Genomic DNA, 22,933 nt, shown 5'->3' on the forward strand with positions numbered 1-22,933 from the left:
AAAACTATAAAAAATTAAATTCGTTATATATGCATCTATACAACGAGTGTCAGTGAATTGTGAGCAACCAAAGCGAGTACCCATGAAAATTAAAGCCCCCGATGCTTTACTGGCTGCCGAAGTAAGCCGGCGTGGTTTAATGAAAACCACGGCAATTGGCGGTCTGGCGATGGCCAGTAGCGCATTTACCCTACCATTTACACGCATTGCCCATGCTGCCGACGCTGTGGCGCCGGTGAATGAAACGGTCACCTGGAGTGCCTGTACCGTGAACTGCGGCAGCCGCTGTCCGCTGCGCATGCATGTGGTGGATGGCGAAATTAAATACGTTGAAACGGATAATACCGGCGACGACAACTATGACGGCCTGCATCAGGTACGCGCCTGTCTGCGCGGGCGTTCCATGCGTCGCCGCGTCTACAACCCCGACCGTCTGAAGTATCCCATGAAGCGCGTTGGCAAGCGCGGTGAAGGAAAATTTGAGCGCATCAGCTGGGAAGAAGCATTTGATACTATCGCCAGCAATATGCAGCGCCTGATTAAAGATTACGGTAACGAATCGATCTACCTGAATTACGGTACCGGTACGCTTGGCGGCACCATGACCCGCTCCTGGCCACCGGGAAAAACGCTTATCGCCCGTCTGATGAACTGCTGCGGCGGTTACCTTAACCATTACGGCGATTACTCGTCGGCGCAAATCGCTGCGGGCCTGAACTACACCTATGGCGGCTGGGCCGACGGTAACAGCCCGTCGGATATCGAAAACAGCCAGCTGGTGGTGTTGTTTGGCAACAACCCTGGTGAAACACGCATGAGTGGCGGCGGGGTAACGTACTACCTGGAACAAGCGCGGCAAAAATCCAACGCCCGGATGATCATCATCGATCCGCGTTATACCGATACCGGTGCCGGTCGTGAAGATGAGTGGATACCGATTCGACCTGGCACCGACGCCGCGCTGGTTTCCGCGCTCGCCTGGGTGATGATCACCGAAAATCTGGTCGATCGGCCATTCCTCGATAAATACTGCGTCGGCTATGACGAGAAAACGCTGCCTGCCGATGCGCCGGCCAACGGCCACTACAAGGCTTATATCCTCGGTCAGGGTCGCGACGGCATTGCCAAAACGCCGCAGTGGGCATCGACGATCACCGGAATTCCGGCCGCTCGTATTGTGCAACTGGCACGTGAAATTGCGACAGCCAAACCTGCCTTTATCAGCCAGGGCTGGGGGCCGCAGCGCCACGCGAATGGTGAAATCGCCACCCGCGCTATCTCGATGCTGTCGATTCTGACCGGCAACGTTGGCATCAACGGAGGTAACACCGGCGCGCGTGAAGGCTCGTACGACCTGCCTTTCGAGCGTATGCCGACGCTGGAGAACCCCGTTGAGACCAGCATCTCCATGTTTATGTGGACTGACGCGATTGAACGCGGCCCGGAGATGACGGCGTTGCGTGACGGCGTGCGCGGTAAAGATAAGCTGGACGTGCCTATCAAAATGATCTGGAACTATGCCGGTAACTGTCTGATTAACCAGCATTCTGAGATCAACCGCACCCATGAAATCCTGCAGGATGATAAGAAGTGCGAAATGATCGTGGTGATCGACTGCCACATGACCTCGTCAGCCAAATATGCCGATATTCTGCTGCCGGACTGCACTGCTTCCGAGCAGATGGACTTCGCGCTGGATGCCTCGTGCGGCAACATGTCCTACGTTATCTTCACCGACCAGGTGATTAAACCGCGTTTTGAGTGCAAAACGATTTATGACATGACCACGGAACTGGCAAAACGCCTCGGCGTTGAGCACAAGTTTACCGAAGGCCGCAGCCAGGAAGGCTGGATGCGTTATCTGCATGAGCTTTCCCGCAAGGCTATCCCGGATTTACCGGACTTCGATACCTTCCGTCAGCAGGGGATTTACAAGCAGCGCGATCCGGAAGGCCATCATGTTGCCTATAAGGCATTCCGTGACAATCCGCAGGCTAATCCGCTGGAGACCCCGTCGGGCAAAATTGAGATCTATTCCCAGGCGCTGGCGAACATTGCCTCCACCTGGGAGCTGCCCGATGGCGATGTGATCGATCCGCTGCCGATTTATACGCCGGGCTTTGAAAACTATGACGATCCGCTGACGGCGAAATTCCCGCTGCAGCTGACCGGTTTTCACTACAAATCGCGCGTTCACTCCACCTACGGCAACGTCGATGTGCTGAAGGCCGCCTGTCGTCAGGAGATGTGGATTAACCCGCTCGACGCGAAACAACGCGGCATCGCCAACGGTGATCGCATTCGTATTTACAACCATCGCGGTGAAGTGCATATCGAAGCCAAAGTCACGCCGCGAATGATGCCTGGCGTTGTCGCGCTGGGTGAGGGCGCCTGGTATAACCCGGACGCAGGACGTGTGGATCAGGCGGGGAGCATCAACGTGCTCACCACCCAACGCCCGTCGCCTCTGGCGAAAGGTAACCCATCGCACACGAACCTGGTCCAGGTTGAAAAGCTGTAAGGAATAACCGATGACAACTCAATACGGATTTTTTATCGATTCTGCTCGTTGCACCGGTTGTAAAACCTGCGAGCTGGCCTGTAAAGACTTCAAAAACTTAACCCCGGACGTCAGCTTCCGCCGCATTTATGAATATGCGGGCGGCGACTGGCAGGAGGACAACGGCGTCTGGCACCAGAACGTCTTTGCCTATTACCTGTCCATCGCCTGTAACCACTGCGAAGATCCGGCCTGTACCAAAGTGTGCCCGAGCGGCGCTATGCATAAACGCGATGATGGTTTTGTGGTGGTGGATGAAGATGTGTGCATCGGCTGTCGCTATTGCCATATGGCCTGCCCGTACGGTGCGCCGCAGTACAATGCCGCCAAAGGGCATATGACTAAGTGTGATGGCTGCTACCAGCGCGTCGCCGAGGGTAAAAAACCGATTTGCGTCGAATCCTGCCCGCTGCGCGCGCTGGACTTTGGTCCTGTCGAAGAGCTGCGTGAGAAACACGGCAAACTGGCGGCGGTTGCACCGCTGCCATCTGCGCACTTTACCAAACCCAGTATTGTCATCAAACCGAACGCCAATAGTCGTCCGTGCGGTGATACAACCGGCTATCTGGCCAACCCGAAGGAGGTGTGAGATGGGAAGTGGATGGCATGAATGGCCGCTGATGATCTTCACGGTCTTTGGACAGTGCGTGGCGGGTGGTTTTATCGTCCTGGCGCTGGCGCTGATGAAAGGCGGTTTGTCGCATGAGCAGCAGCAGCGCGTGGTGCTGAGCATGTTTGGCTTATGGGTGCTGATGGGGATTGGGTTTATCGCCTCAACCCTGCACCTGGGGTCGCCGATGCGGGCTTTTAACTCGCTTAACCGGGTTGGTGCTTCGTCGTTGAGTAACGAAATTGCCAGCGGCGCCCTCTTTTTCGCCGTCGGTGGCATTGGCTGGTTGCTGGCGGTGGTGAAGAAACTGCCGACCGGGCTGCGCAGTCTCTGGCTGGTCGCGACGATGGTGCTGGGTATTATCTTTGTCTGGATGATGGTGCGTGTGTATAACACCATCGATACCGTACCGACCTGGTATACCGTCTGGACGCCACTGAGCTTCTTCCTGACGCTGTTGATCGGCGGCCCGCTGCTGGGCTATCTGCTGCTGCGGGTTGCCGGGGTGGATGGTTGGGCGATGCGTCTGCTACCGGTAGTCACGCTGCTGGCGCTGGTGGCCAGCATTATTGTGGCCCTGATGCAAGGCAGCGAGCTGTCGACGATTCACAGTTCTGTTCAGCAGGCTTCTGCGCTGGTGCCGGATTATGGCTCACTGATGGCCTGGCGTGTGGTTGCGCTGGTGCTGGCTGTGGCATGCTGGGTTGTTCCGCTGCTCAAAGGCTATCAGCCCGCCGTGCCGCTGCTAAGTCTGGCCTTCGTGCTGGTACTGGTGGGTGAGATGGTAGGGCGGGGCATATTCTACGGTCTGCATATGACGGTCGGTATGGCTATCGCCAGCTGATAATCCGTTGCGCCAGGACGCCCGGTTCTGGCGCAACAAAAACGTGCTGTTTTTTCATGAAATTTTTCTACTGATATTCCCGCCGTTTTTTTAAAAAAAATAAATAAAAACAATGGAATAATACAAAGAATAATTCTGTTGTCGCTCCGCTGGATGAAAAACTTCTATCGTTGCCCGTGAAACCGCCTCCTGCCTGATTTCTGGTGGATTGACAATGTTTTTAGCGGTGGCATGATGCGCACGAAATCTAAACTTCCTCACGGTTATATCCATGTCCATCTACACCCGGCCGGTGCAAATGTTGCTCTGCGGCCTGCTTCTGTTGACGCTGGCGATTGCGGTTTTAAATACCCTCGTCCCTCTTTGGCTCGCCCATGAAAATATGCCAACCTGGCAGGTCGGTATGGTGGGGTCATCCTATTTTACCGGTAATCTGGTGGGGACGTTGCTGGCAGGATGGGTCATTAAGCGTCTGGGATTTAACCGTAGTTATTATCTTGCATCGCTGATCTTTGCCGTGGGCTGCGTCGGGCTTGGCATTACCCTCGGTTTCTGGACCTGGTTCAGCTGGCGCTTTCTCGCCGGCGTTGGCTGCGCGATGATTTGGGTCGTGGTCGAAAGCGCGCTGGTTTGCAGCGGAACGTCGCGTAGCCGCGGTCGTCTGCTGGCTGCCTACATGATGGTTTACTATGTGGGAACCGTGCTGGGCCAACTGATGGTCAGCAAGCTGCCGACGGAGCTGATGAGCGTGCTGCCATGGGTGACCGCGCTGACGCTGGCGGCAATCCTGCCTATGCTGTTTACCCGCGTAGTGAACCAAAGCGATGAACAGCATGAGCCGGCGCGGATCTGGCCAATGCTCAAGCTGCGTCAGGCCCGCCATGGCGTGAACGGCTGCATTATCTCCGGGATTGTTCTCGGGTCACTGTATGGATTGATGCCGCTGTGGTTGAACCATCAGGGGGTCAGTGACTCCGGCATCGGTTTCTGGATGGCGGTTATGGTCAGCGCAGGTATTCTGGGCCAGTGGCCGATCGGCCGTATGGCCGACCGCTATGGTCGCTTGCTGGTATTGCGCGTTCAGGTTTTTATTGTGATTTTAGGCTGCCTGGCCATGCTTAGCGGCGCGGCAATGGCTCCGGCGCTGTTCATCCTTGGCGCATCGGGCTTCACGCTGTACCCGGTAGCAATGGCCTGGGCCTGTGAGAAAGTCGAGCGCCATCAGCTGGTCGCCATGAACCAGGCATTGTTGATGAGCTATACCATCGGCAGCTTGCTCGGGCCAACCTTCACCGCCATGCTGATGCAGAATTTTTCCGACAACCTGCTATTCATCATGATTGCCAGCGTGTCGTTTATTTATCTGCTGACGCTGCTGCGCAAAGCCGGCCATCATCCGACGCCGGTGGCGCACGCGTAATTTTTCTTCCGGCCTTCGCTATGGTGATAATCAAAGGGGACGTTGTCCCCTTTGATTTATTTGCCGCCAGCGACGAGCGCATCAAGCTGGCTCTGATGCTCCACCCTGATGAGCCGATGCAGCTGATCCCCCTCATCCAGCCAGCAGACTAATCGCTGGATCATCTGAATATGCTGTTCGCTATTGGCCGCGGCCAGGACGATAATCAGGCGCACATCGGGGTGATCGGGAAACGCCACGGCTTCGGCGCAGCAAACCAGTGAGAGCACGCTGTGCGGGCTCAGAACCCCTTCATCCGGGCGGGCGTGCGGGAGGGCAAATTCCGGAGTGAGTATGTACCAGGGGCCATTTTTCTCGGTAGCGCTGATGATGGCATCCGCATAGCCGGCGCTGATTTTCCCCTGCTGCGCCAGCGGACGGCAGGCCAGCTTAATCGCGCCGCGCCAGTCCAGACTATGCGCGGTGTACTGACAAGCGGCAAATAATTTTTCATCCATGTCGGCTCCTTAAATAGCGAACCGGTCAGTGGGCGACCGGCTCGTGCGACGGTCAGCGAAGCGCGTTATACAGCGCCTCGCCGGAGATGCCGTATTTTGCCTTGAGCTGCCGGCTGTTTCCCGACTCGGTGAAGGTATCCTGCGTTCCCAGGCGTGTCAGGCGCGCCGGATGGGCCGCCTGGGCCATCGCTTCGGCTACCTGACCGCCAAGGCCGCCGTTTACCGTGTGATTCTCCAGCGTGGCGATCAGCGGGCAGTCTTCTACCAGCGCATAAAATTCCTGCTGGTTAAACGGTTTGAGCGTCGCCACGTGGATGAGCTTGCCTTTTTTGCCGCTGGCAACCAGCTTTTCATAGCCTTCGCTGGCCTGTTCCAGCACCGTGCCCTCAAAGAGAATGGCGAACTCGTTGCCGCTGCTGGCGATAGCCGCGATATCGGTGACCCGGGGTATCACGCTCTTATCGCGCACCGGCATCGGTTCACGCGCCACGCGGATATAAACCGGGCCTTTGATTTTTGCCGCCTGCTCAAAGGCGTCGGCTATTTCTTCGGCATCTGCCGGCGTCAGGATCGTCAGGCCCGGTAGCACACGGGTCAGGGCAAGATCCTCCAGCGCGTGGTGCGAGGCGCCGTCCGGTCCGTCATCCATTCCCGGATGGCTACCTACCAGCTTGACGTTGGCTTTGGCGTAGCAGGCCTGTCGCAGTTGAGTCCATGCCGTCCCCGTCACAAACATCGCAAAATTGACATAGAAGGGGATATAGCCCTCAAGCGTCTGACCCACGGCAAAACTCATCGCTGAACCTTCCGCAATCCCCATTTCGAAGAAGGCCTCCGGGTAGCGAGCCTGAAACTGGTCGGTGCGGGTTGAACTGGCTAAGTCACTATCGATAGCGACGATGGGGTAGCCTTTTTCTTTCAGGGCAATCAGTGCATTACCGATCTCATCACGCGGTGCTTTCATCACTGTAACTCCTCCATTGCCTGCTGGTATTGTTCGTTGGTCGGGGTTTTTGAGTGCCAGTCGCCGTTATTTTCCATATAGCTGACGCCGGAGCCCTTGGTGGTATGGGCAACGATGGCCACGGGCTTGCCTTTCAGATGGCGGGAGAGCATCAGGGTGTCGGCCACCTGGTGCATATCATTACCGTTATGCAACTCCAGCACGTGCCAGCCGAAGCTGCGGATCTTATCCGCCAGCGGCTCGAGATTAACCACCTCATTGACCGGATCGTGGGAAGAGAAGCCGTTGTAATCGATAATCGCGACCAGATTATCCATTTTCATATGCCCGGCCTGCTGCAAGGTTTCCCAGATTTGCCCTTCGTGCATTTCGCCATCGCCGATGATGGCAAATACCCGATGAGGCTCGTCGCGCCGCTTTTTAGCGGCTGCCATACCGAAGGCGACGGATAGCCCCTGGCCGAGCAAACCGGTCGTCGCGTCGACATCTGGCAGCGATTTTATGCTGGGGTGTCCCTGCAGGCGCGAGTTGATCTGGCGGAAGGTATTGAACTCGCTGCGATCGATTTTCCCTTTTTGGTAAAGCATGGCGTACTGCGCGGCAACGGCGTGCCCTTTGCTCATAACGACGCGCGCGCGGGGCGAGGCCGCCAGGTCAACCTCCTGATAATAGATCCAGGTGAGGATATCGATTATCGATAAGGCGCCGCCCGGATGGCCAATGCCGGACTCATAAATCATCGTGACAATATCGCGGCGAGCGGCGAGCGCATGGGACTTCAGTTCATCAATGTTCATGTTGTTTCCTCCTTATGGCAGCATTTTGCCGATGTAGTACACAACCAGGCCCAGGGCGACAAAGTCGGTTTCCGGGAAGCTGGTTCCCGACAGGCCGACGGACTCCATGATGGGGTAGATCAAAGCAGGACCGATGCCGATCAGGATCCCGGTGACGAAGCTGCCGGCGATAGCTCCTTTCCAGCCGCCCGAAGCGTTACCAAATACCGCCGCGGTGGCGCCGATAAAGAAATAGGGGATCGCCACCGGAATAATGACGGTTTGCCCGAGGATCGCCAGAAAGCCCATCACCACCAGCCCGCCAACAAATGAAGAGATAAATCCCAGTACCGTGGCGGTTGGCGCATACGGGAAAACGACCGGGCAATCGAGGGCGGGTTTGGCGTTGGGAATGAATTTCTCCGAAATGCCGAGGAAGGCCGGGACAATTTCAGACAACAGCAGGCGTACCCCGGTAATGATGATGTACAGAGACGCGGTGAAAGTGAGCGACTGGAACAGAGGGTAAACCAGCCAGTGCATTCCGCCAGCCGCCGCCGTGACCGCTTCTTTCCCGGCGGCGAGCGCCGCAATGTAATAGAAAATACTGACCGAGATTGATACGGAGACGATGTAATCTTTAAAGATCCCCAGCCAGCCGGGCAGGTTCAGCTTTTCGGTCGACTGCTTAGGATCGCCCACCTTTGAACCGATCCATCCGGATGCCGCGTAGGCCAGCGTCACGTAGTGCCCCATCGCAATTTCATCATTACCGGTGATTTTTCTCATCCACGGCTGGGCAATTGCCGGGTACAGACAGGCGGCCAGCCCCAGCAGGATTGAACCGACAATAATGGTGGTCATGTCGCTATAGCCGAGCGCTTTCAAGGTGACGGTCAGCAGGGCCGAGAGATAGAGATTATGCTGTCCGGTGAGAAAGATGTATTTGAAAGGGGTCACGCGGGCAAAGAACAGGTTCCAGCCAAAACCAATCACCATAATGAGCGAGACGCACATCGCGAATTTAGTTTGCGCCAGCCCGGTCAGCGCTTCCGCCAGTGGCATAACGCCTTTCAGACCAAAGCCATCGCTGAATAATGTCTGAAAATTGCCGAGAGAGGTCACGGCCAGCCCGGCCCCACCGGCAAAAACCAGAAAGCCGACAATGGTTTTGAAAGTCCCGGAGAGCACTTTTTCAATGGGCTTTCGTTGGATCAATAAGCCAATTAATGCGATAAAACCAACTAAAAGTGGGGTGACGCCCAGAATGTCGAATACAATAAATCTGAGGAAATCCATATTGCCTCCGGGAGAGGTTAGTTGTGCTGGATTACGCGGATAAGCGCTGATTCCATTTCTTCACTGTTCATCAGGTCGGTGATACCGATAGCGTTAAACCCGGCAGCTTCGACTTCATCGGTGAGATCGCGCATCGTGATCACGAAATCAATATCTCGCCAGGTTCGTAAACCTGAGAGAACGTCGTGTTCCAGTTCGATATCCCAGCCGTGTTTATCGATGATTTTTTGTGCTTTTATTTTGAGCATTAAGGAACTACCCATACCGGTGCGACAGACGATGAGACCTTTCATGAGATGTTCTCCTGTTTGTAAAAATAATTATTTTTATTTGTTTGTGTGAGATAATAATTATTATCTTTAGTGCGAAACGAAAGATGTGACTGTGTTTGCATTTTGAGTAAGAAAGGCAAAAAATGAGCCAGATAGATAACAACCTGTTGATAAACATACGGAATGGGTCTTCAGAACTCAGCCCGATACTGGAGAAAGTGGGCCGTTTTATTGCGGAAAATCCTGATTTTGTGATGCGGCATACGATTTCAGAACTGGCCGACTCTGTTGATACCAGCGAGGGCAGTATCACCCGTTTTTGTCGGGCGTTTGGATTTAAAGGTTTCTCAGATTTCAGAACGGCACTGGCGGTTGAGCAGGGGGCTGCCCGCTCGGAAGGCGGCGATGACGACGATATTGCGCCGGTGCTGGCGAGCATTCGCGATAGCAATACCATTATCGATGCTCAGGAGCTGCAAAGCGCAGCGGTTTGGCTGAATGCGCTGAATAACATCGCTATTTATGCGGTGGGTACGGCGGTGCCCGTTGCCCTGTTTCTGCAAATGAATTTAATTAACATGGGCAAAGTTGCCAGCTTCGTCGATCGCTCTTATCCGGCGGCGATCCCGATATCAACCGATCGGCAAAAGACGGGAATTATCGTCGTGCATACCGAACAGGCCTCGGCGGATATGATGCAGGCTTTGACGCTGGCGAAGCAGCAAGGGGTGAAAATATTGTCGCTGACCCGCGGCACGTTTACGCCGCTGGCCCGTTTATCGGACTGGAACCTGCAGGCCGCGGTGGCTTTACAGGGAGAAGGTGAATCAGGATTTGCCGAAATTGCGGGAGCGATGATGGTTGCCGATCGAATGCTTCGCGCGCTGGAGGAGCAGGATGAGCGCTATGCGGAATATCGTAAGGCGCATCAGAAACGCATTTTTTCGATTGAAAGCGTGGCTAATAAGCTGTCGCAATACTTTATGTCGTAATGATTGCCGAAGCGTTTTACACCCGGATAAGACGTTCTGCGCCGCTATCCGGGGAAAATTCTGCTTAGCTGGCCACGCCGCCCGTCGGCTTAGTACATCACCTTATGACCATACTGCTCGAGAATGCCTTTGACCCGCTCCATGGTCTCTTTCTTCGGCGGGTGTACGCCATCCAGCTTGTACTCTTCACCCATCGCGACCCATTTGTGCTTGCCTAGCTCGTGATAGGGGAGCAGTTCGATTTTTTCGACATTGCCCATATCGCGGGTAAACTCGCCGAGGCGGTGCGCGGAGTCATCATCGTCAGACCAGCCGGGAACCACCACGTAACGAATCCAGACTTTGATGTTTTTATTCGATAAATAGCGGGCAAACTCCAGCGTACGGTGGTTAGAGACGCCAACCAGATTCTGATGGATCTCATCATTCATCTGTTTGAGGTCGAGCATGACCAGATCGGTCACTTCAAGCAGCTCGTCAATAACCGGGTCGTAGCGACGGACAAAGCCGTTGGTATCGAGGCAGGTATGAATGCCTTCTTTGTGGCAGGCGCGGAACCAGTCGCGCACAAACTCGGCCTGCAAAATCGCCTCACCGCCCGATGCCGTAACGCCGCCGCCGGAAGCATTCATAAAGTGGCGATAGGTCACGACCTCTTTCATCAGGTCTTCGACGGTGACTTCGGTGCCGCCGTGGGTATCCCAGGTGTCACGGTTGTGGCAATACAGGCAGCGCATCAGGCAGCCCTGGAAGAAGGTGATAAAGCGAATCCCTGGCCCATCGACAGTGCCACAGGATTCGAAGGAGTGAATACGACCAATAGTTGACATTGCGGTGATATCTCCAGATTCGGCCCTTCCGGGGCCTGTGATGCACAGCTCAAACCGGCTGTGTTTAAGAGCCAGTCCCATTAGGCTATTTTACTTGCCATTTTGAACCTGGGCAGTGCTCACAATTCTCACGTACTACGTGTACGCTCCGGTTGCTGCGCGCTGTCCGTGTTCAAACTGGCTGCGACAATGACGCCTGATGGGATAGGCTCTAAGTCTGTTTTGGCTGTTATCCATAGAGTATAGATAGCGGACAAAAGAGACTGGGGTGGAGAGGGTGTTAAAAAGGCCCCACTTGCGTGGAGCCTTTATTGTACGCTTTTTAAATCGCGATTTCAGTCACAACCATTACATGGTCTGAGTGAAGGTACGTGTGATAACGTCCTGCTGCTGTTCTTTAGTCAGGGAGTTAAAACGTACTGCATAGCCAGATACGCGGATGGTCAGCTGCGGATATTTTTCCGGGTTTTCCATCGCGTCGAGCAGCATTTCGCGGTTCATGACGTTGACGTTCAGGTGCTGACCGCCTTCGATAGACGCTTCGTGGTGGAAGTAACCATCCATCAGGCCAGCAAGGTTGGTTTTACGCACTTCGTCGTCTTTACCCAGCGCGTTTGGCACGATAGAGAAGGTGTAAGAAATACCATCTTTCGCGTAAGCAAACGGCAGTTTAGCCACGGAGGTCAGAGAGGCAACCGCACCTTTCTGGTCACGACCGTGCATCGGGTTAGCACCTGGTCCGAACGGCGCACCGGCACGACGACCGTCAGGGGTGTTACCGGTTTTCTTACCATAAACCACGTTAGAGGTGATGGTCAGAACGGACTGAGTCGGGATAGCGTTGCGATAGGTAGTGAGTTTCTGAATTTTCTTCATGAAACGTTCTACCAGGTCAACCGCCATGTCATCAACGCGAGCATCGTTGTTACCGAACTGCGGGTATTCGCCTTCGATTGCGAAGTCAACGGCCAGGCCGTCTTCGTCACGAATCGGTTTAACTTTCGCATATTTGATAGCAGACAGGGAGTCAGCCGCAACGGACAGACCTGCGATACCACATGCCATGGTGCGAATGACGTCACGGTCATGCAGCGCCATCAGAGAGGCTTCGTAGCTGTACTTGTCGTGCATGTAGTGGATAACGTTCAGCGCGGTGACATACTGCTTAGCCAGCCAGTCCATGAAGTGATCCATACGGTCCATCACTTCGTCGAAGTTCAGAACGTCGCCTTTGATAGGTTCAGATTTCGGACCCACCTGCATTTTCAGTTTTTCATCAACGCCGCCGTTGATAGCGTACAGCATGGTTTTCGCGAGGTTAGCACGCGCACCGAAGAACTGCATTTGCTTACCAACAACCATCGGGCTTACGCAGCATGCGATAGCGTAGTCGTCGTTGTTGAAGTCCGGACGCATCAGGTCATCGTTCTCGTACTGCAGAGAAGAGGTATCGATAGACACTTTAGCGGCGAATTTCTTGAAGTTCAGCGGCAGTTTTTCAGACCACAGAACGGTGATGTTCGGCTCCGGAGAAGGCCCCATGGTGTACAGGGTGTTCAGGAAGCGGAAGCTGTTTTTGGTGACCAGAGTACGGCCGTCAACGCCCATACCACCGATGGATTCCGTTGCCCAAATCGGGTCGCCGGAGAACAGTTCATCATATTCCGGAGTACGCAGGAAGCGAACCATACGCAGTTTCATGACCAGGTGGTCAATCATTTCCTGAGCGTCTTGTTCAGTGATTTTGCCTGCTTTGATATCACGTTCGATGTAGGCATCCAGGAAGGTGGATACGCGACCGAAGGACATTGCTGCGCCGTTCTGAGACTTAACCGCGGCCAGGTAGCCGAAGTAGGTCCACTGGATAGCTTCCTGTGCGTTGGTTGCCGGACCAGAGATATCGCAGCCATATTTCGCTGCCATTTCTTTGATCTGACCCAGAGCACGGTGCTGTTCAGAGATCTCTTCACGCAGACGGATAGTCGCTTCCAGGTTTACGCCGTTTTCCAGGTCAGACTGCAGAGACAGGAACTGTGCGTATTTGTCTTTCATCAGGAAGTCGATACCGTACAGAGCAACGCGACGGTAGTCACCGATGATACGGCCACGGCCATACGCATCCGGCAGACCCGTCAGAACGCCAGACTTACGGCAGTTCAGGATGTCTTTGGTGTACACATCGAATACACCCTGGTTATGGGTTTTGCGGTATTCGGTGAAGATTTTTTTCAGCATCGGGTCCAGTTCGCGATCGTACGCTTTGCAGGAACCTTCAACCATTTTGATGCCGCCGAACGGAATAATCGCACGTTTCAGCGGTTTTTCAGTCTGCAGACCAACGATTTTCTCAAGAGCTTTGTTGATGTAGCCTGCGTCATGAGAAGTGATGGTGGAGGCAAGGGCGGTGTCGAAGTCAACAGGCGCGTGAGTTCGGTTTTCCTGTTTAACACCTTCCATAACGTTGTCCCACAGCTTGGTTGTCGCTTCAGTTGCGCCAGCCAGGAAGGACTCGTCGCCTTCATACGGGGTATAGTTTTTCTGGATAAAGTCACGTACGTTGACTTCTTTCTGCCAGTCACCTTTCGCGAAACCTTCCCAGGCTGTGGCTAACTTTTCATTAAGCTCGGACATGTAACACCTACCTTCTTAAGTGGATTTTTTATTTACTGCCTGAAACGGCCCTTAGTGATGGTCGTCGCCACGCAGGTAAATGACCCAGTATGTCAACCCAACCAGCAGACCACCGCCGATAATGTTCCCGATAGTTACCGGAATCAGGTTATCAGTAATGAAGTTCATCACGGTCAGGTGAGAGAAATTTTCCGGAGCAGAACCAATCGCGGTCCAGAATTCCGGGCTTGCAAAGTCGCGGATTACGATACCCAGCGGGATCATAAACATGTTAGCGATACTGTGCTCAAAGCCGCTGGCAACAAACATCGCTACGGGGAGCACCATAATCATGGCTTTATCCATCAGGCTGCGGCCGGAGTAGCTCATCCACACCGCCAGACAGACCATCAGGTTAGCCAGGATACCCAGACACACGGCTTCAATAAATGTATGGTGCATTTTGTGGTCGGCGGTTTGCAGGACGTTAAGGCCCCAGGCTCCGTTGGCGGTCATATGCTCGCCAGATAACCACATCAGCAATACAAACAGCAGCGCGCCTATCAGGTTACCAACATAGACGTTGAGCCAGTTTCTTGCCAGTTGACCCCAGGTAATTCGTCCGCTGGCTTTCGCCACGACGATAAGAACGGTGGAGGTAAACAGGTCGGCACCGCAAATGACGCAAAGAATCAGGCCGAGTGAAAAGCAGATCCCTCCGATCAGTTTAGCAATCCCGAAAGGCATCGCGGCAGTGCCGGTTGTCGCCGTAATATAGAAGACAAAAGCGATGGAAATGAAAACACCAGCGGTAATCGCCAGATAAAACGTCTTCATCGGGTGCTTTGTCGCTTTGTAGACACCTGCTTCTTCGGCGACTTTCGCCATGGCTGCAGGGAGTAAAAGATCAAAAGGGTTGTCAGCTTTCACACTAACTCTCTCTTTATAAAAGTTGGCGGTGAGATACTAACAAAGCATTATAGAAGGGAATTTGATGTAGATCATATCCCACCGGAACTATAAGCCCTGGATATGTGTGGTTTTTACTTGTTATGGTGATAAGTGTATGTTTTAAATTAAAAAAATAAATTTTAAAATTTACAAATTATGTTGATTTTTTTCATTTTGGCCGCTGCGGACGGTTAATTAAAATGGGGTATTTTTTATTAAAATTAACAATCCTAAAGTGATGCGTAAAAAAAGTTTACTGTAAATTAACGTTGCAACTACAAATTAGCCGCAGGGCTATTTAACGATGAAAAACGGGGTCCTTATCGACCCCGTGAATAATGTGGCTGGCAGTAAAATGAAGCCTTATTTAGCCCAGAATGCCGCTTTTGCCCGCTGCAGTTTTTCATAGGCTTTCAGTAAGGACTGATGGGCCGGGAAAGCCTGCAGATCGCTATCTACGGCCTGCAGACCATAGAACGGCGCTTCACCGCTCATCGCCGCGCTGGCGGCTTCTACCGCATCAGCACCGTACATGCGGATAAAGGCATTCAGATACTGCAGAGGCTGACGTTCTTCTTCCTGACTGAGCAGCAGCAGCGTCTGCAGGCAGCGGTAGTAGTTCGCGCGCTCGGCACTGAAGATTGAGGCATTGAATTCAATGGTCCATTCCGTCCAGATCAGCGCCTGCTCCAGATCGCCGCCGGCCAGCGCCAGCATCGCCTTCAGCTCACCAATGCGCAGCGTATACCAGCCATTGTCTTTGCCTGTCGCCAGGCCCAGCAGCTCACGCACGCGGGTAAAGTCGTCATTCCCTTCATCGTCCAGCTGTTCGATCAGCGCCAGATAATCTTCTTTATCCCATTCGCTGCCCGGCAGGGAGAGAAGAGTTTCGCGCAGATGGCTGCCCATGCTGTTATTGGCCAGCCACAGATCTTCTGCCGGGTAAATGTCTGACATTCCCGGAACGATGATGCGGCAGGCGTAGACGCTCAGGTGCTCATAATCGGCGATGTAAACTTCTTTATCTTCTGCTTTAAAGATAGCCATCAGGGTGGCGAACTCTTCTTCCGTCGTGCCGGAGAAGCTCCAGTCGACGAACGGGTAGTCGGCATCCTGTTTGAACATATCCCAGGAGATCAGGCCGCTGGAATCGATAAAGTGGGTTTCAAGGTTGGCGTGTTCAGCCACTTCTTCATCATCGAAGGTTGGTGGCGTAAAGACATCGAGATCTTTCAGGCTACGACCCTGCAGCAGTTCGGTGACGGTACGTTCCAGGGCGACGCCGAAGTCCGGATGCGCACCGAAAGAGGCGAAGCAGGTTCCGTTCGTTGGGTTAAACAACACCACGCAGATAACCGGGTATTTACCGCCCAGCGAGCCATCGTAAGCAAAAATCGGGAAACCTTCGGCCTCCAGCTTATTAATGGATTCAACCACGCCCGGATAGCGCGCCATGACCTCTGCCGGAATTTCTGGCAGGCTGATGCTTTCAGCGATGATGCGGTTTTTGATATGACGCTCGAAGACTTCCGACAGCGCCTGAACGCGCGCTTCGTTCGGCGTATTGCCTGCAGACATCCCGTTAGAGACATACAGGTTGCCGACGATATTCATCGGGATATAGACGGTTTCGCCATCGGACTGACGGGTGAACGGCAGGCCGCAAACGCCGCGTTGGTCATTGCCTGACTGCAGATCGACCAGCATGCTGGCGGTCAACTGATCGTCAGGATCGTAAAATGCGCGCAGACGAGGATCCAGCAGACCTTCCGGCACCTCGTCATCGTCGGTCAGCGGGAACCATTTCTCATTGGGGTAGTGGACGAACGCTCCGTTAGCGAGGGTATCGCCCAACCAAAAGTCAGCAAAAAAGTAGTTGGTGGACAGACGCTCGAAATATTCGCCAAGCGCGGAGGCCAGCGCCGCTTTTTTGGTCGCCCCTTTGCCGTTGGTGAAACACAGCGAGCACGCTTTATCACGGATATGTACTGACCATACGTGCGGTACGGGATTCAGCCATGAGGCCTCTTCAATATCAAATCCGAGGTCGAGCAATTTCTGCTGGAAGCGAGCGATGGAATCTTCCAGGGCGGCATCTTTGCCGGGAATAAATGTTTGAGTCATGGCGATCACTTTTATCGTACGTAAAGCGCGCAATGATACGGCTTTTAGATGACCGGCGCTATCTTCATCGTCTGGCTATCCGTACTGACCTCCGATAACTGTGCAGGCGTTAACCATGCAGGCATTTGACTGGCATCGTATGGCGCTGCGGATAACGGTGTTGAACAGCTGGGGCAGGTCCGGTTGGTTATGCCGGAAACCCACGGGCAAATCATTCTCTACGATGATCGGACCCGGACGCCAAAGCCGGTCTGGCCATTTTCCCGCCGCCCCACAACGCAAGCTCGTCACCCTTGTGCGCGACGATAAATATGCCGGCGTAGGTTGTAGCGCAGTTCTTAAGCTCCGCGCCGGGGATAAACAATTATCTCCACGCTGCGCATATGCAGAATGGTCGCGGGCCAGCAGGGCGAAAAGCGTCACCTGACAGCAATTATGTCGGTTTTATGACGTCAAGCTGGCAGATTCTTTTGTGTGAGCGAGGCCGCATTTTCCCGACGCTCAGTTTTAGCCATTGCGGTGCGTGTCACTGAATGATAAAACCGATAGCCACAGGAATAACTTATGCCCGCGACGGTTCGCGGGTAAATAACATAGCAAGTGGTGAGGGGAAATGGCTCAGGTCTATAACTTCAGTTCAGGCCCGGCAATGCTGCCGGCGGAAGTACTCAAACTGGCGCAAAAGGAACTGTGCGACTGGAACGGTTTGGGGACGTCGGTGATGGAAATCAGCCACCGTGGTAAAGAGTTCATTAAGGTGGCTGAAGAAGCGGAACAGGATTTTCGCTCCCTGCTCAATATTCCTTCCAATTATAAAGTTTTATTCTGCCACGGCGGCGGTCGCGGACAGTTTGCCGGTATCCCGCTGAACCTGCTTGGCGATAAAACCGTTGCCGACTACGTCGATGCGGGCTACTGGGCGGCCAGTGCGGTAAAAGAAGCGCATAAATACTGCACGCCGAACGTGATCGACGCCAAAATCACCGTTGACGGCCTGCGCGCGGTTAAGCCGATGAGCGAATGGCAGCTGACTCCGGGGGCTGCCTACCTGCACTACTGCCCGAACGAAACCATTGACGGTATTGCCATTGAAGAAGCGCCAAACTTTGGCGACGATGTGGTCGTCACGGCGGATTTGTCATCGACGATTTTATCCCGTGAAATTGATGTTAGCCGCTATGGCGTGATCTACGCGGGCGCGCAGAAAAACATCGGTCCTGCTGGCCTGACGCTGATTATTGTGCGCGAAGATCTGCTGGGTAAAGCCAGCGTAGCCTGCCCATCGATTCTGGATTACTCCATTCTGTCCGCCAATGACTCCATGTTTAACACGCCGCCGACATTTGCCTGGTACCTGTCAGGTCTGGTGTTTAAATGGCTGAAAGAGCAGGGCGGGGTTGCCGCTATGGATAAAATCAACCAGCAGAAAGCCGACCTGCTCTATAGCACCATCGATAACAGCGCTTTCTATCGCAATGATGTCGCTGCGGCGAACCGCTCGCGCATGAACGTCCCGTTCCAGTTGGCCGATAGCGCGCTGGATAAACTGTTCCTTGAAGAGTCCTTTGCCGCCGGTCTGCATGCGCTGAAAGGCCACCGCGTAGTGGGCGGCATGCGTGCCTCTATCTATAACGCGATGCCGCTGGCGGGCGTGCAGGCACTGACCGACTTTATGCAGGATTTTGAACGCCGCCACGGCTAATCACCCTCCTGCTTTTCATCCCCGCAGCGGGTCTGCGGGGTTTTTATTCTGTTTGTTTGAGAGTTTAGTTTGATGGAATCCCTGACGTTACAACCCATTGCGCGAGTCGATGGCACCGTGAACCTGCCTGGGTCAAAAAGTGTCTCTAACCGCGCTTTGCTGCTGGCGGCTTTGGCCCGTGGCACCACGGTGCTGACCAACCTGCTGGACAGCGACGATGTACGCCATATGCTGAATGCCCTGAGCGCCCTGGGAGTTCATTACGTTCTGTCTGCTGACCGTACCCGCTGTGAAGTGACCGGCAACGGTGGGCCGCTGCTGGCCGGTAGCGCGCTGGAGCTGTTCCTGGGTAACGCAGGGACCGCCATGCGTCCGCTGGCGGCCGCGCTGTGTCTGGGTAGCAACGATATCGTGCTGACCGGCGAACCGCGAATGAAAGAGCGCCCGATTGGCCATCTGGTCGACGCCCTGCGCCAGGGCGGCGCGCAGATTGATTATCTGGAGCAGGAAAATTATCCGCCTCTGCGCCTGCGCGGCGGCTTTACCGGCGGCGAAGTGGAAGTGGACGGCAGCGTCTCCAGCCAGTTCCTCACCGCGCTGCTGATGGCTGCGCCGCTGGCACCGCAGGACACGACCATCGCCATTAAAGGCGAGCTGGTGTCTAAACCCTATATCGACATCACGCTCCATCTGATGAAAACCTTTGGCGTTGATGTTGAAAACCACAACTACCAACGCTTTGTCGTCCGCGGCAATCAGCAGTACCAGTCGCCGGGCGATTACCTGGTGGAAGGCGATGCTTCCTCAGCCTCTTATTTCCTTGCCGCCGGCGCCATCAAAGGTGGGACGGTCAAAGTCACCGGTATCGGCCGCAACAGCGTACAGGGCGATATCCGTTTTGCCGACGTACTGGAAAAAATGGGCGCAACCGTCACCTGGGGCGAGGATTTCATTGCCTGCACGCATGGCGAACTGAACGCTATTGATATGGATATGAACCATATTCCGGATGCGGCGATGACTATCGCCACCGCGGCTCTGTTTGCAAAAGGCACCACCACGCTGCGCAACATTTATAACTGGCGCGTGAAAGAGACCGACCGTCTGTTTGCTATGGCGACGGAGCTGCGTAAAGTGGGAGCAGAGGTTGAAGAGGGGGAGGATTACATTCGCATCACCCCGCCTGCGAAGCTCCGCTTTGCTGAAATCGGCACCTATAACGATCACCGTATGGCAATGTGCTTCTCGCTGGTGGCGCTTTCCGACACACCGGTAACCATTCTCGACCCGAAATGTACGGCGAAAACTTTCCCGGATTACTTCGAGCAGTTGGCGCGGATCAGCACGCTGGCGTAACGTTCGCCTGCGCATAAAAGTAAAACGAAAAAGTAAAATATTGTCATCTTCCGGGCTGACGTTCCGTCAGCCCGCTATAATTGCGCAATTCTTCTGCGTTTCATTTCTGGTAGTCCGTAATTTGCAAGCAATGCTCACTTTCCGGCGTAGAGATGCGTATAATGCGCGGCGTTTACATTCTATGCGCCTTGCTGAAGGAGAAAAAGATGACGGCAAATATTCCGGTAATCACCATTGATGGGCCTGGCGGTGCAGGTAAAGGCACCTTGTGCAAGGCAATGGCGGAAGCGCTGGGCTGGCATCTGCTGGATTCCGGGGCCATCTATCGCGTTCTGGCTCTTGCGGCGCTGCATCATCATGTTGATGTCGGATCGGAAGAGGCGCTGGTACCGCTAGCGGCGCACCTGGACGTGCGTTTTATCTCCACCGACGGCAGTCTGGAAATCATTCTTGAAGGCGAAGACGTCAGCGCCGCCATTCGTACCCAGGAAGTGGCCAATACCGCATCGAAAGTCGCCGCGTTTCCCCGCGTGCGTGAAGCGTTGCTGCGTCGCCAGCGTGGATTCCGTGAAGTCCCGGGTCTGATCGCCGACGGACGCGATATGGGAACCGTCGTCTTCCCGGATGCCCCCGTCAAAATTTTCCTTGACGCCTCTTCGGAAGAACGTGCTCAGCGTCGCATGCTTCAGTTGCAGGAGAAGGGGTTTAGTGTTAACTTTGATCGCCTTTTATCCGAGATAAAAGAGCGCGATGACCGCGATCGTAACCGCGCCGTCGCCCCACTTGTTCCCGCAGAAGATGCATTAGTTCTGGATTCAACCAGTTTAACTATTGAGCAAGTGATTGAAAAAGCGCTACAATATGCGCGCCAAAAACTGGCACTCGCGTAATCGCGACCGATTTAGCAGTACCCCCGCAGCAATGGAGTGTTAGCGGGTATGTTAAACAACCCCATCCGGCACGGAGCCAGGTGGACGTTAAATATGAAACCTGAAGATTAAACATGACTGAATCTTTTGCTCAACTATTTGAAGAATCCTTAAAAACAATCGAAACCCGTCCGGGTTCCATCGTTCGTGGTGTTGTTGTTGCTATCGACAAAGATATCGTACTGGTTGACGCCGGTCTGAAATCTGAGTCCGCCATTCCGGCAGAGCAGTTCAAAAACGCCCAGGGCGAGCTGGAAATCCAGGTTGGTGACGAAGTTGACGTTGCTCTGGATGCAGTAGAAGACGGCTTCGGTGAAACCCTGCTGTCCCGTGAAAAAGCTAAACGTCACGAAGCTTGGATCACGCTGGAAAAAGCTTACGAAGAAGCTGAAACTGTAGTCGGTGTTATCAACGGCAAAGTTAAAGGTGGCTTCACTGTTGAGCTGAATGGTATTCGCGCGTTCCTGCCAGGTTCCCTGGTTGACGTTCGTCCGGTTCGCGACACTCTGCACCTGGAAGGCAAAGAGCTTGAGTTCAAAGTTATCAAGCTTGACCAGAAGCGTAACAACGTTGTTGTATCCCGTCGTGCCGTTATCGAATCCGAAAACAGCGCAGAACGCGATCAGCTGCTGGAAAACCTGCAGGAAGGCATGGAAGTCAAAGGTATCGTTAAGAACCTCACTGACTACGGCGCATTCGTTGATCTGGGCGGCGTTGACGGCCTGCTGCACATCACCGACATGGCGTGGAAACGCGTTAAGCACCCGAGCGAAATCGTAAACGTTGGCGACGAAATCACTGTTAAAGTGCTGAAGTTCGACCGCGAGCGTACTCGTGTATCTCTGGGCCTGAAACAGCTGGGCGAAGATCCGTGGGTAGCTATCGCTAAGCGTTATCCGGAAGGTACCAAACTGACCGGTCGCGTGACCAACCTGACCGACTACGGCTGCTTCGTTGAAATCGAAGAAGGCGTTGAAGGCCTGGTTCACGTTTCCGAAATGGACTGGACCAACAAAAACATCCACCCGTCCAAAGTTGTTAACGTTGGCGACGTAGTGGAAGTGATGGTTCTGGATATCGACGAAGAACGTCGTCGTATCTCCCTGGGTCTGAAGCAGTGCAAAAACAACCCGTGGCAGCAGTTTGCGGAAACCCACAACAAGGGCGACCGTGTTGAAGGTAAAATCAAGTCTATCACTGACTTCGGTATCTTCATCGGCCTGGACGGCGGCATCGACGGCCTGGTTCACCTGTCTGACATCTCCTGGAACGTTGCAGGCGAAGAAGCAGTTCGTGAATACAAAAAAGGCGACGAAATCGCAGCAGTTGTTCTGCAGGTTGACGCAGAGCGTGAGCGTATCTCTCTGGGCGTTAAACAGCTCGCAGAAGATCCGTTCAACAACTGGGTTGCACTGAACAAGAAAGGCGCAATCGTAAACGGTAAAGTCACTGCAGTTGACGCTAAAGGCGCAACCGTAGAACTGGCTGACGGCGTTGAAGGTTACCTGCGCGCTTCTGAAGCTTCCCGTGACCGCGTTGAAGATGCGACTCTGGTTCTGAGCGTTGGCGACGACGTTGAAGCTAAATTCACCGGCGTTGATCGTAAAAACCGCGCAATCAGCCTGTCTGTTCGTGCTAAAGACGAAGCTGATGAGAAAGATGCCATCGCAACTGTTAACAAACAGGAAGATGCAAACTTCTCTAACAACGCAATGGCTGAAGCTTTCAAAGCAGCTAAAGGCGAGTAATCTTAGTCATTCAGGTTACAACAACCTGAATTACGACGAGTTTACTTGACAGATTGCAGGATTCGTCCTGTAATCAAGCACAAAGGGCGGCTACGGCCGCCCTTGTTTAAAGCAGTTAGCTAATTTTGCCTTGAAGGAAACCGGAGGAATAATGACCAAGTCAGAATTGATAGAAAGACTTGCCAGCCAGCAATCTCACATTCCCGCGAAAGCGGTCGAAGATGCTGTTAAAGAAATGCTGGAACATATGGCCTCAACGCTTGCTCAAGGTGAGCGCATTGAAATCCGCGGTTTCGGCAGTTTCTCTTTGCATTATCGAGCACCTCGCACCGGGCGTAACCCGAAGACTGGCGATAAAGTTGAGCTGGAAGGTAAGTACGTTCCGCACTTTAAGCCTGGGAAAGAATTACGCGACCGCGCCAATATTTACGAAGAGTAAGTCTCGCCAG

General features: G+C 53.9%; 19 protein-coding genes. 10 read left to right on the forward strand and 9 right to left on the reverse strand.

The features are described 5' to 3' along the window. Positions 1-82: 82 nt before the first annotated feature. From dmsA to FNY10_RS03720, 4 genes are all read left to right on the forward strand, one after another. On the forward strand, positions 83-2,521 hold the full coding sequence (dmsA, locus tag FNY10_RS03705) for a dimethylsulfoxide reductase subunit A (protein ID WP_160703977.1): 2,439 nt from the start codon (positions 83-85) through the stop codon (positions 2,519-2,521). A gap of 10 nt (positions 2,522-2,531) precedes the next feature. Beyond that, complete coding sequence (locus tag FNY10_RS03710) at positions 2,532-3,149, forward strand: DMSO/selenate family reductase complex B subunit (RefSeq protein WP_100685470.1); 618 nt, start codon at positions 2,532-2,534, stop codon at positions 3,147-3,149. 1 nt (position 3,150) lies between these two features. Next, the gene (locus tag FNY10_RS03715) at positions 3,151-4,014 is read left to right on the forward strand and encodes a dimethyl sulfoxide reductase anchor subunit family protein (protein WP_131048320.1); all 864 of its coding nucleotides are present in this window, start codon (positions 3,151-3,153) and stop codon (positions 4,012-4,014) included. 271 nt (positions 4,015-4,285) lie between these two features. Further along, positions 4,286-5,434, forward strand: a complete 1,149-nt coding sequence (locus tag FNY10_RS03720) for an MFS transporter (protein WP_100685472.1) — start codon at positions 4,286-4,288, stop codon at positions 5,432-5,434. A 56-nt stretch (positions 5,435-5,490) separates the two neighbouring features. Here FNY10_RS03720 and FNY10_RS03725 read toward each other — a convergent pair whose 3' ends face one another. Genes FNY10_RS03725 through FNY10_RS03745 form a run of 5 tightly spaced genes read right to left on the reverse strand, consistent with a single transcriptional unit; the run spans position 5,491 to position 9,263 of the window. Further along, a complete protein-coding gene (locus FNY10_RS03725; protein ID WP_160703975.1) occupies positions 5,491-5,931 on the reverse strand; it encodes a PTS sugar transporter subunit IIA in 441 nt (146 codons plus the stop codon). Between the two features lie 52 nt (positions 5,932-5,983). Then, on the reverse strand, positions 5,984-6,895 hold the full coding sequence (locus tag FNY10_RS03730; RefSeq protein WP_160703973.1) for a transketolase C-terminal domain-containing protein: 912 nt from the start codon (positions 6,893-6,895) through the stop codon (positions 5,984-5,986). Beyond that, complete coding sequence (locus FNY10_RS03735; protein WP_044352287.1) at positions 6,895-7,692, reverse strand: transketolase; 798 nt, start codon at positions 7,690-7,692, stop codon at positions 6,895-6,897. Before FNY10_RS03735 ends, FNY10_RS03730 begins: the two co-directional genes overlap by 1 nt. A gap of 12 nt (positions 7,693-7,704) precedes the next feature. Further along, complete coding sequence (locus tag FNY10_RS03740) at positions 7,705-8,970, reverse strand: PTS ascorbate transporter subunit IIC (RefSeq protein WP_095095648.1); 1,266 nt, start codon at positions 8,968-8,970, stop codon at positions 7,705-7,707. A 17-nt stretch (positions 8,971-8,987) separates the two neighbouring features. Continuing rightward, complete coding sequence (locus FNY10_RS03745; RefSeq protein WP_131048323.1) at positions 8,988-9,263, reverse strand: PTS sugar transporter subunit IIB; 276 nt, start codon at positions 9,261-9,263, stop codon at positions 8,988-8,990. Between the two features lie 122 nt (positions 9,264-9,385). Here FNY10_RS03745 and FNY10_RS03750 point away from each other — a divergent pair, with 122 nt between their 5' ends. Then, on the forward strand, positions 9,386-10,234 hold the full coding sequence (locus tag FNY10_RS03750) for a MurR/RpiR family transcriptional regulator (protein ID WP_131048324.1): 849 nt from the start codon (positions 9,386-9,388) through the stop codon (positions 10,232-10,234). Between the two features lie 89 nt (positions 10,235-10,323). Here FNY10_RS03750 and pflA read toward each other — a convergent pair whose 3' ends face one another. From pflA to ycaO, 4 genes are all read right to left on the reverse strand, one after another. Then, on the reverse strand, positions 10,324-11,064 hold the full coding sequence (gene pflA, locus FNY10_RS03755) for a pyruvate formate lyase 1-activating protein (protein WP_131048325.1): 741 nt from the start codon (positions 11,062-11,064) through the stop codon (positions 10,324-10,326). 348 nt (positions 11,065-11,412) lie between these two features. Then, positions 11,413-13,695, reverse strand: a complete 2,283-nt coding sequence (gene pflB / locus FNY10_RS03760; protein WP_100685475.1) for a formate C-acetyltransferase — start codon at positions 13,693-13,695, stop codon at positions 11,413-11,415. A gap of 51 nt (positions 13,696-13,746) precedes the next feature. After that, positions 13,747-14,604, reverse strand: a complete 858-nt coding sequence (focA, locus tag FNY10_RS03765) for a formate transporter FocA (RefSeq protein ID WP_100685476.1) — start codon at positions 14,602-14,604, stop codon at positions 13,747-13,749. Between the two features lie 384 nt (positions 14,605-14,988). Continuing rightward, positions 14,989-16,749, reverse strand: a complete 1,761-nt coding sequence (ycaO, locus tag FNY10_RS03770) for a 30S ribosomal protein S12 methylthiotransferase accessory factor YcaO (protein WP_131048326.1) — start codon at positions 16,747-16,749, stop codon at positions 14,989-14,991. Between the two features lie 613 nt (positions 16,750-17,362). On the opposite strand from ycaO, the gene serC reads away from it, so the two are divergent. The 5 genes from serC (at position 17,363) to ihfB (ending at position 22,923) form a co-directional block, all read left to right on the forward strand. Then, a complete protein-coding gene (gene serC, locus FNY10_RS03775; RefSeq protein ID WP_131048327.1) occupies positions 17,363-18,451 on the forward strand; it encodes a 3-phosphoserine/phosphohydroxythreonine transaminase in 1,089 nt (362 codons plus the stop codon). 72 nt (positions 18,452-18,523) lie between these two features. Next, positions 18,524-19,807 (forward strand): 3-phosphoshikimate 1-carboxyvinyltransferase, encoded by a 1,284-nt coding sequence (gene aroA, locus FNY10_RS03780; protein WP_131048328.1) that lies wholly within the window; start codon positions 18,524-18,526, stop codon positions 19,805-19,807. 206 nt (positions 19,808-20,013) lie between these two features. Next, complete coding sequence (gene cmk, locus FNY10_RS03785) at positions 20,014-20,697, forward strand: (d)CMP kinase (protein WP_131048329.1); 684 nt, start codon at positions 20,014-20,016, stop codon at positions 20,695-20,697. 113 nt (positions 20,698-20,810) lie between these two features. Beyond that, complete coding sequence (gene rpsA, locus FNY10_RS03790; protein ID WP_004860074.1) at positions 20,811-22,484, forward strand: 30S ribosomal protein S1; 1,674 nt, start codon at positions 20,811-20,813, stop codon at positions 22,482-22,484. A gap of 151 nt (positions 22,485-22,635) precedes the next feature. Continuing rightward, the gene (ihfB, locus tag FNY10_RS03795; RefSeq protein WP_004100704.1) at positions 22,636-22,923 is read left to right on the forward strand and encodes an integration host factor subunit beta; all 288 of its coding nucleotides are present in this window, start codon (positions 22,636-22,638) and stop codon (positions 22,921-22,923) included. The last annotated feature ends 10 nt before the right edge of the window (positions 22,924-22,933 follow it).

Origin of the sequence: Klebsiella sp. Lac1, from assembly GCF_009825425.1 — a bacterium.
GTDB lineage: Bacteria > Pseudomonadota > Gammaproteobacteria > Enterobacterales > Enterobacteriaceae > Klebsiella > Klebsiella electrica.

Coding starts and splice junctions, on each gene's coding strand:
- dmsA (WP_160703977.1), top strand. CDS start 83: ATGAAAATTAAAGCCCCCGATGCTTTACTGGCTGCCGAAGTAAGCCGG.
- FNY10_RS03710 (WP_100685470.1), top strand. CDS start 2,532: ATGACAACTCAATACGGATTTTTTATCGATTCTGCTCGTTGCACCGGT.
- FNY10_RS03715 (WP_131048320.1), top strand. CDS start 3,151: ATGGGAAGTGGATGGCATGAATGGCCGCTGATGATCTTCACGGTCTTT.
- FNY10_RS03720 (WP_100685472.1), top strand. CDS start 4,286: ATGTCCATCTACACCCGGCCGGTGCAAATGTTGCTCTGCGGCCTGCTT.
- FNY10_RS03725 (WP_160703975.1), bottom strand. CDS start 5,931: ATGGATGAAAAATTATTTGCCGCTTGTCAGTACACCGCGCATAGTCTG.
- FNY10_RS03730 (WP_160703973.1), bottom strand. CDS start 6,895: ATGAAAGCACCGCGTGATGAGATCGGTAATGCACTGATTGCCCTGAAA.
- FNY10_RS03735 (WP_044352287.1), bottom strand. CDS start 7,692: ATGAACATTGATGAACTGAAGTCCCATGCGCTCGCCGCTCGCCGCGAT.
- FNY10_RS03740 (WP_095095648.1), bottom strand. CDS start 8,970: ATGGATTTCCTCAGATTTATTGTATTCGACATTCTGGGCGTCACCCCA.
- FNY10_RS03745 (WP_131048323.1), bottom strand. CDS start 9,263: ATGAAAGGTCTCATCGTCTGTCGCACCGGTATGGGTAGTTCCTTAATG.
- FNY10_RS03750 (WP_131048324.1), top strand. CDS start 9,386: ATGAGCCAGATAGATAACAACCTGTTGATAAACATACGGAATGGGTCT.
- pflA (WP_131048325.1), bottom strand. CDS start 11,064: ATGTCAACTATTGGTCGTATTCACTCCTTCGAATCCTGTGGCACTGTC.
- pflB (WP_100685475.1), bottom strand. CDS start 13,695: ATGTCCGAGCTTAATGAAAAGTTAGCCACAGCCTGGGAAGGTTTCGCG.
- ycaO (WP_131048326.1), bottom strand. CDS start 16,749: ATGACTCAAACATTTATTCCCGGCAAAGATGCCGCCCTGGAAGATTCC.
- serC (WP_131048327.1), top strand. CDS start 17,363: ATGGCTCAGGTCTATAACTTCAGTTCAGGCCCGGCAATGCTGCCGGCG.
- aroA (WP_131048328.1), top strand. CDS start 18,524: ATGGAATCCCTGACGTTACAACCCATTGCGCGAGTCGATGGCACCGTG.
- cmk (WP_131048329.1), top strand. CDS start 20,014: ATGACGGCAAATATTCCGGTAATCACCATTGATGGGCCTGGCGGTGCA.
- rpsA (WP_004860074.1), top strand. CDS start 20,811: ATGACTGAATCTTTTGCTCAACTATTTGAAGAATCCTTAAAAACAATC.
- ihfB (WP_004100704.1), top strand. CDS start 22,636: ATGACCAAGTCAGAATTGATAGAAAGACTTGCCAGCCAGCAATCTCAC.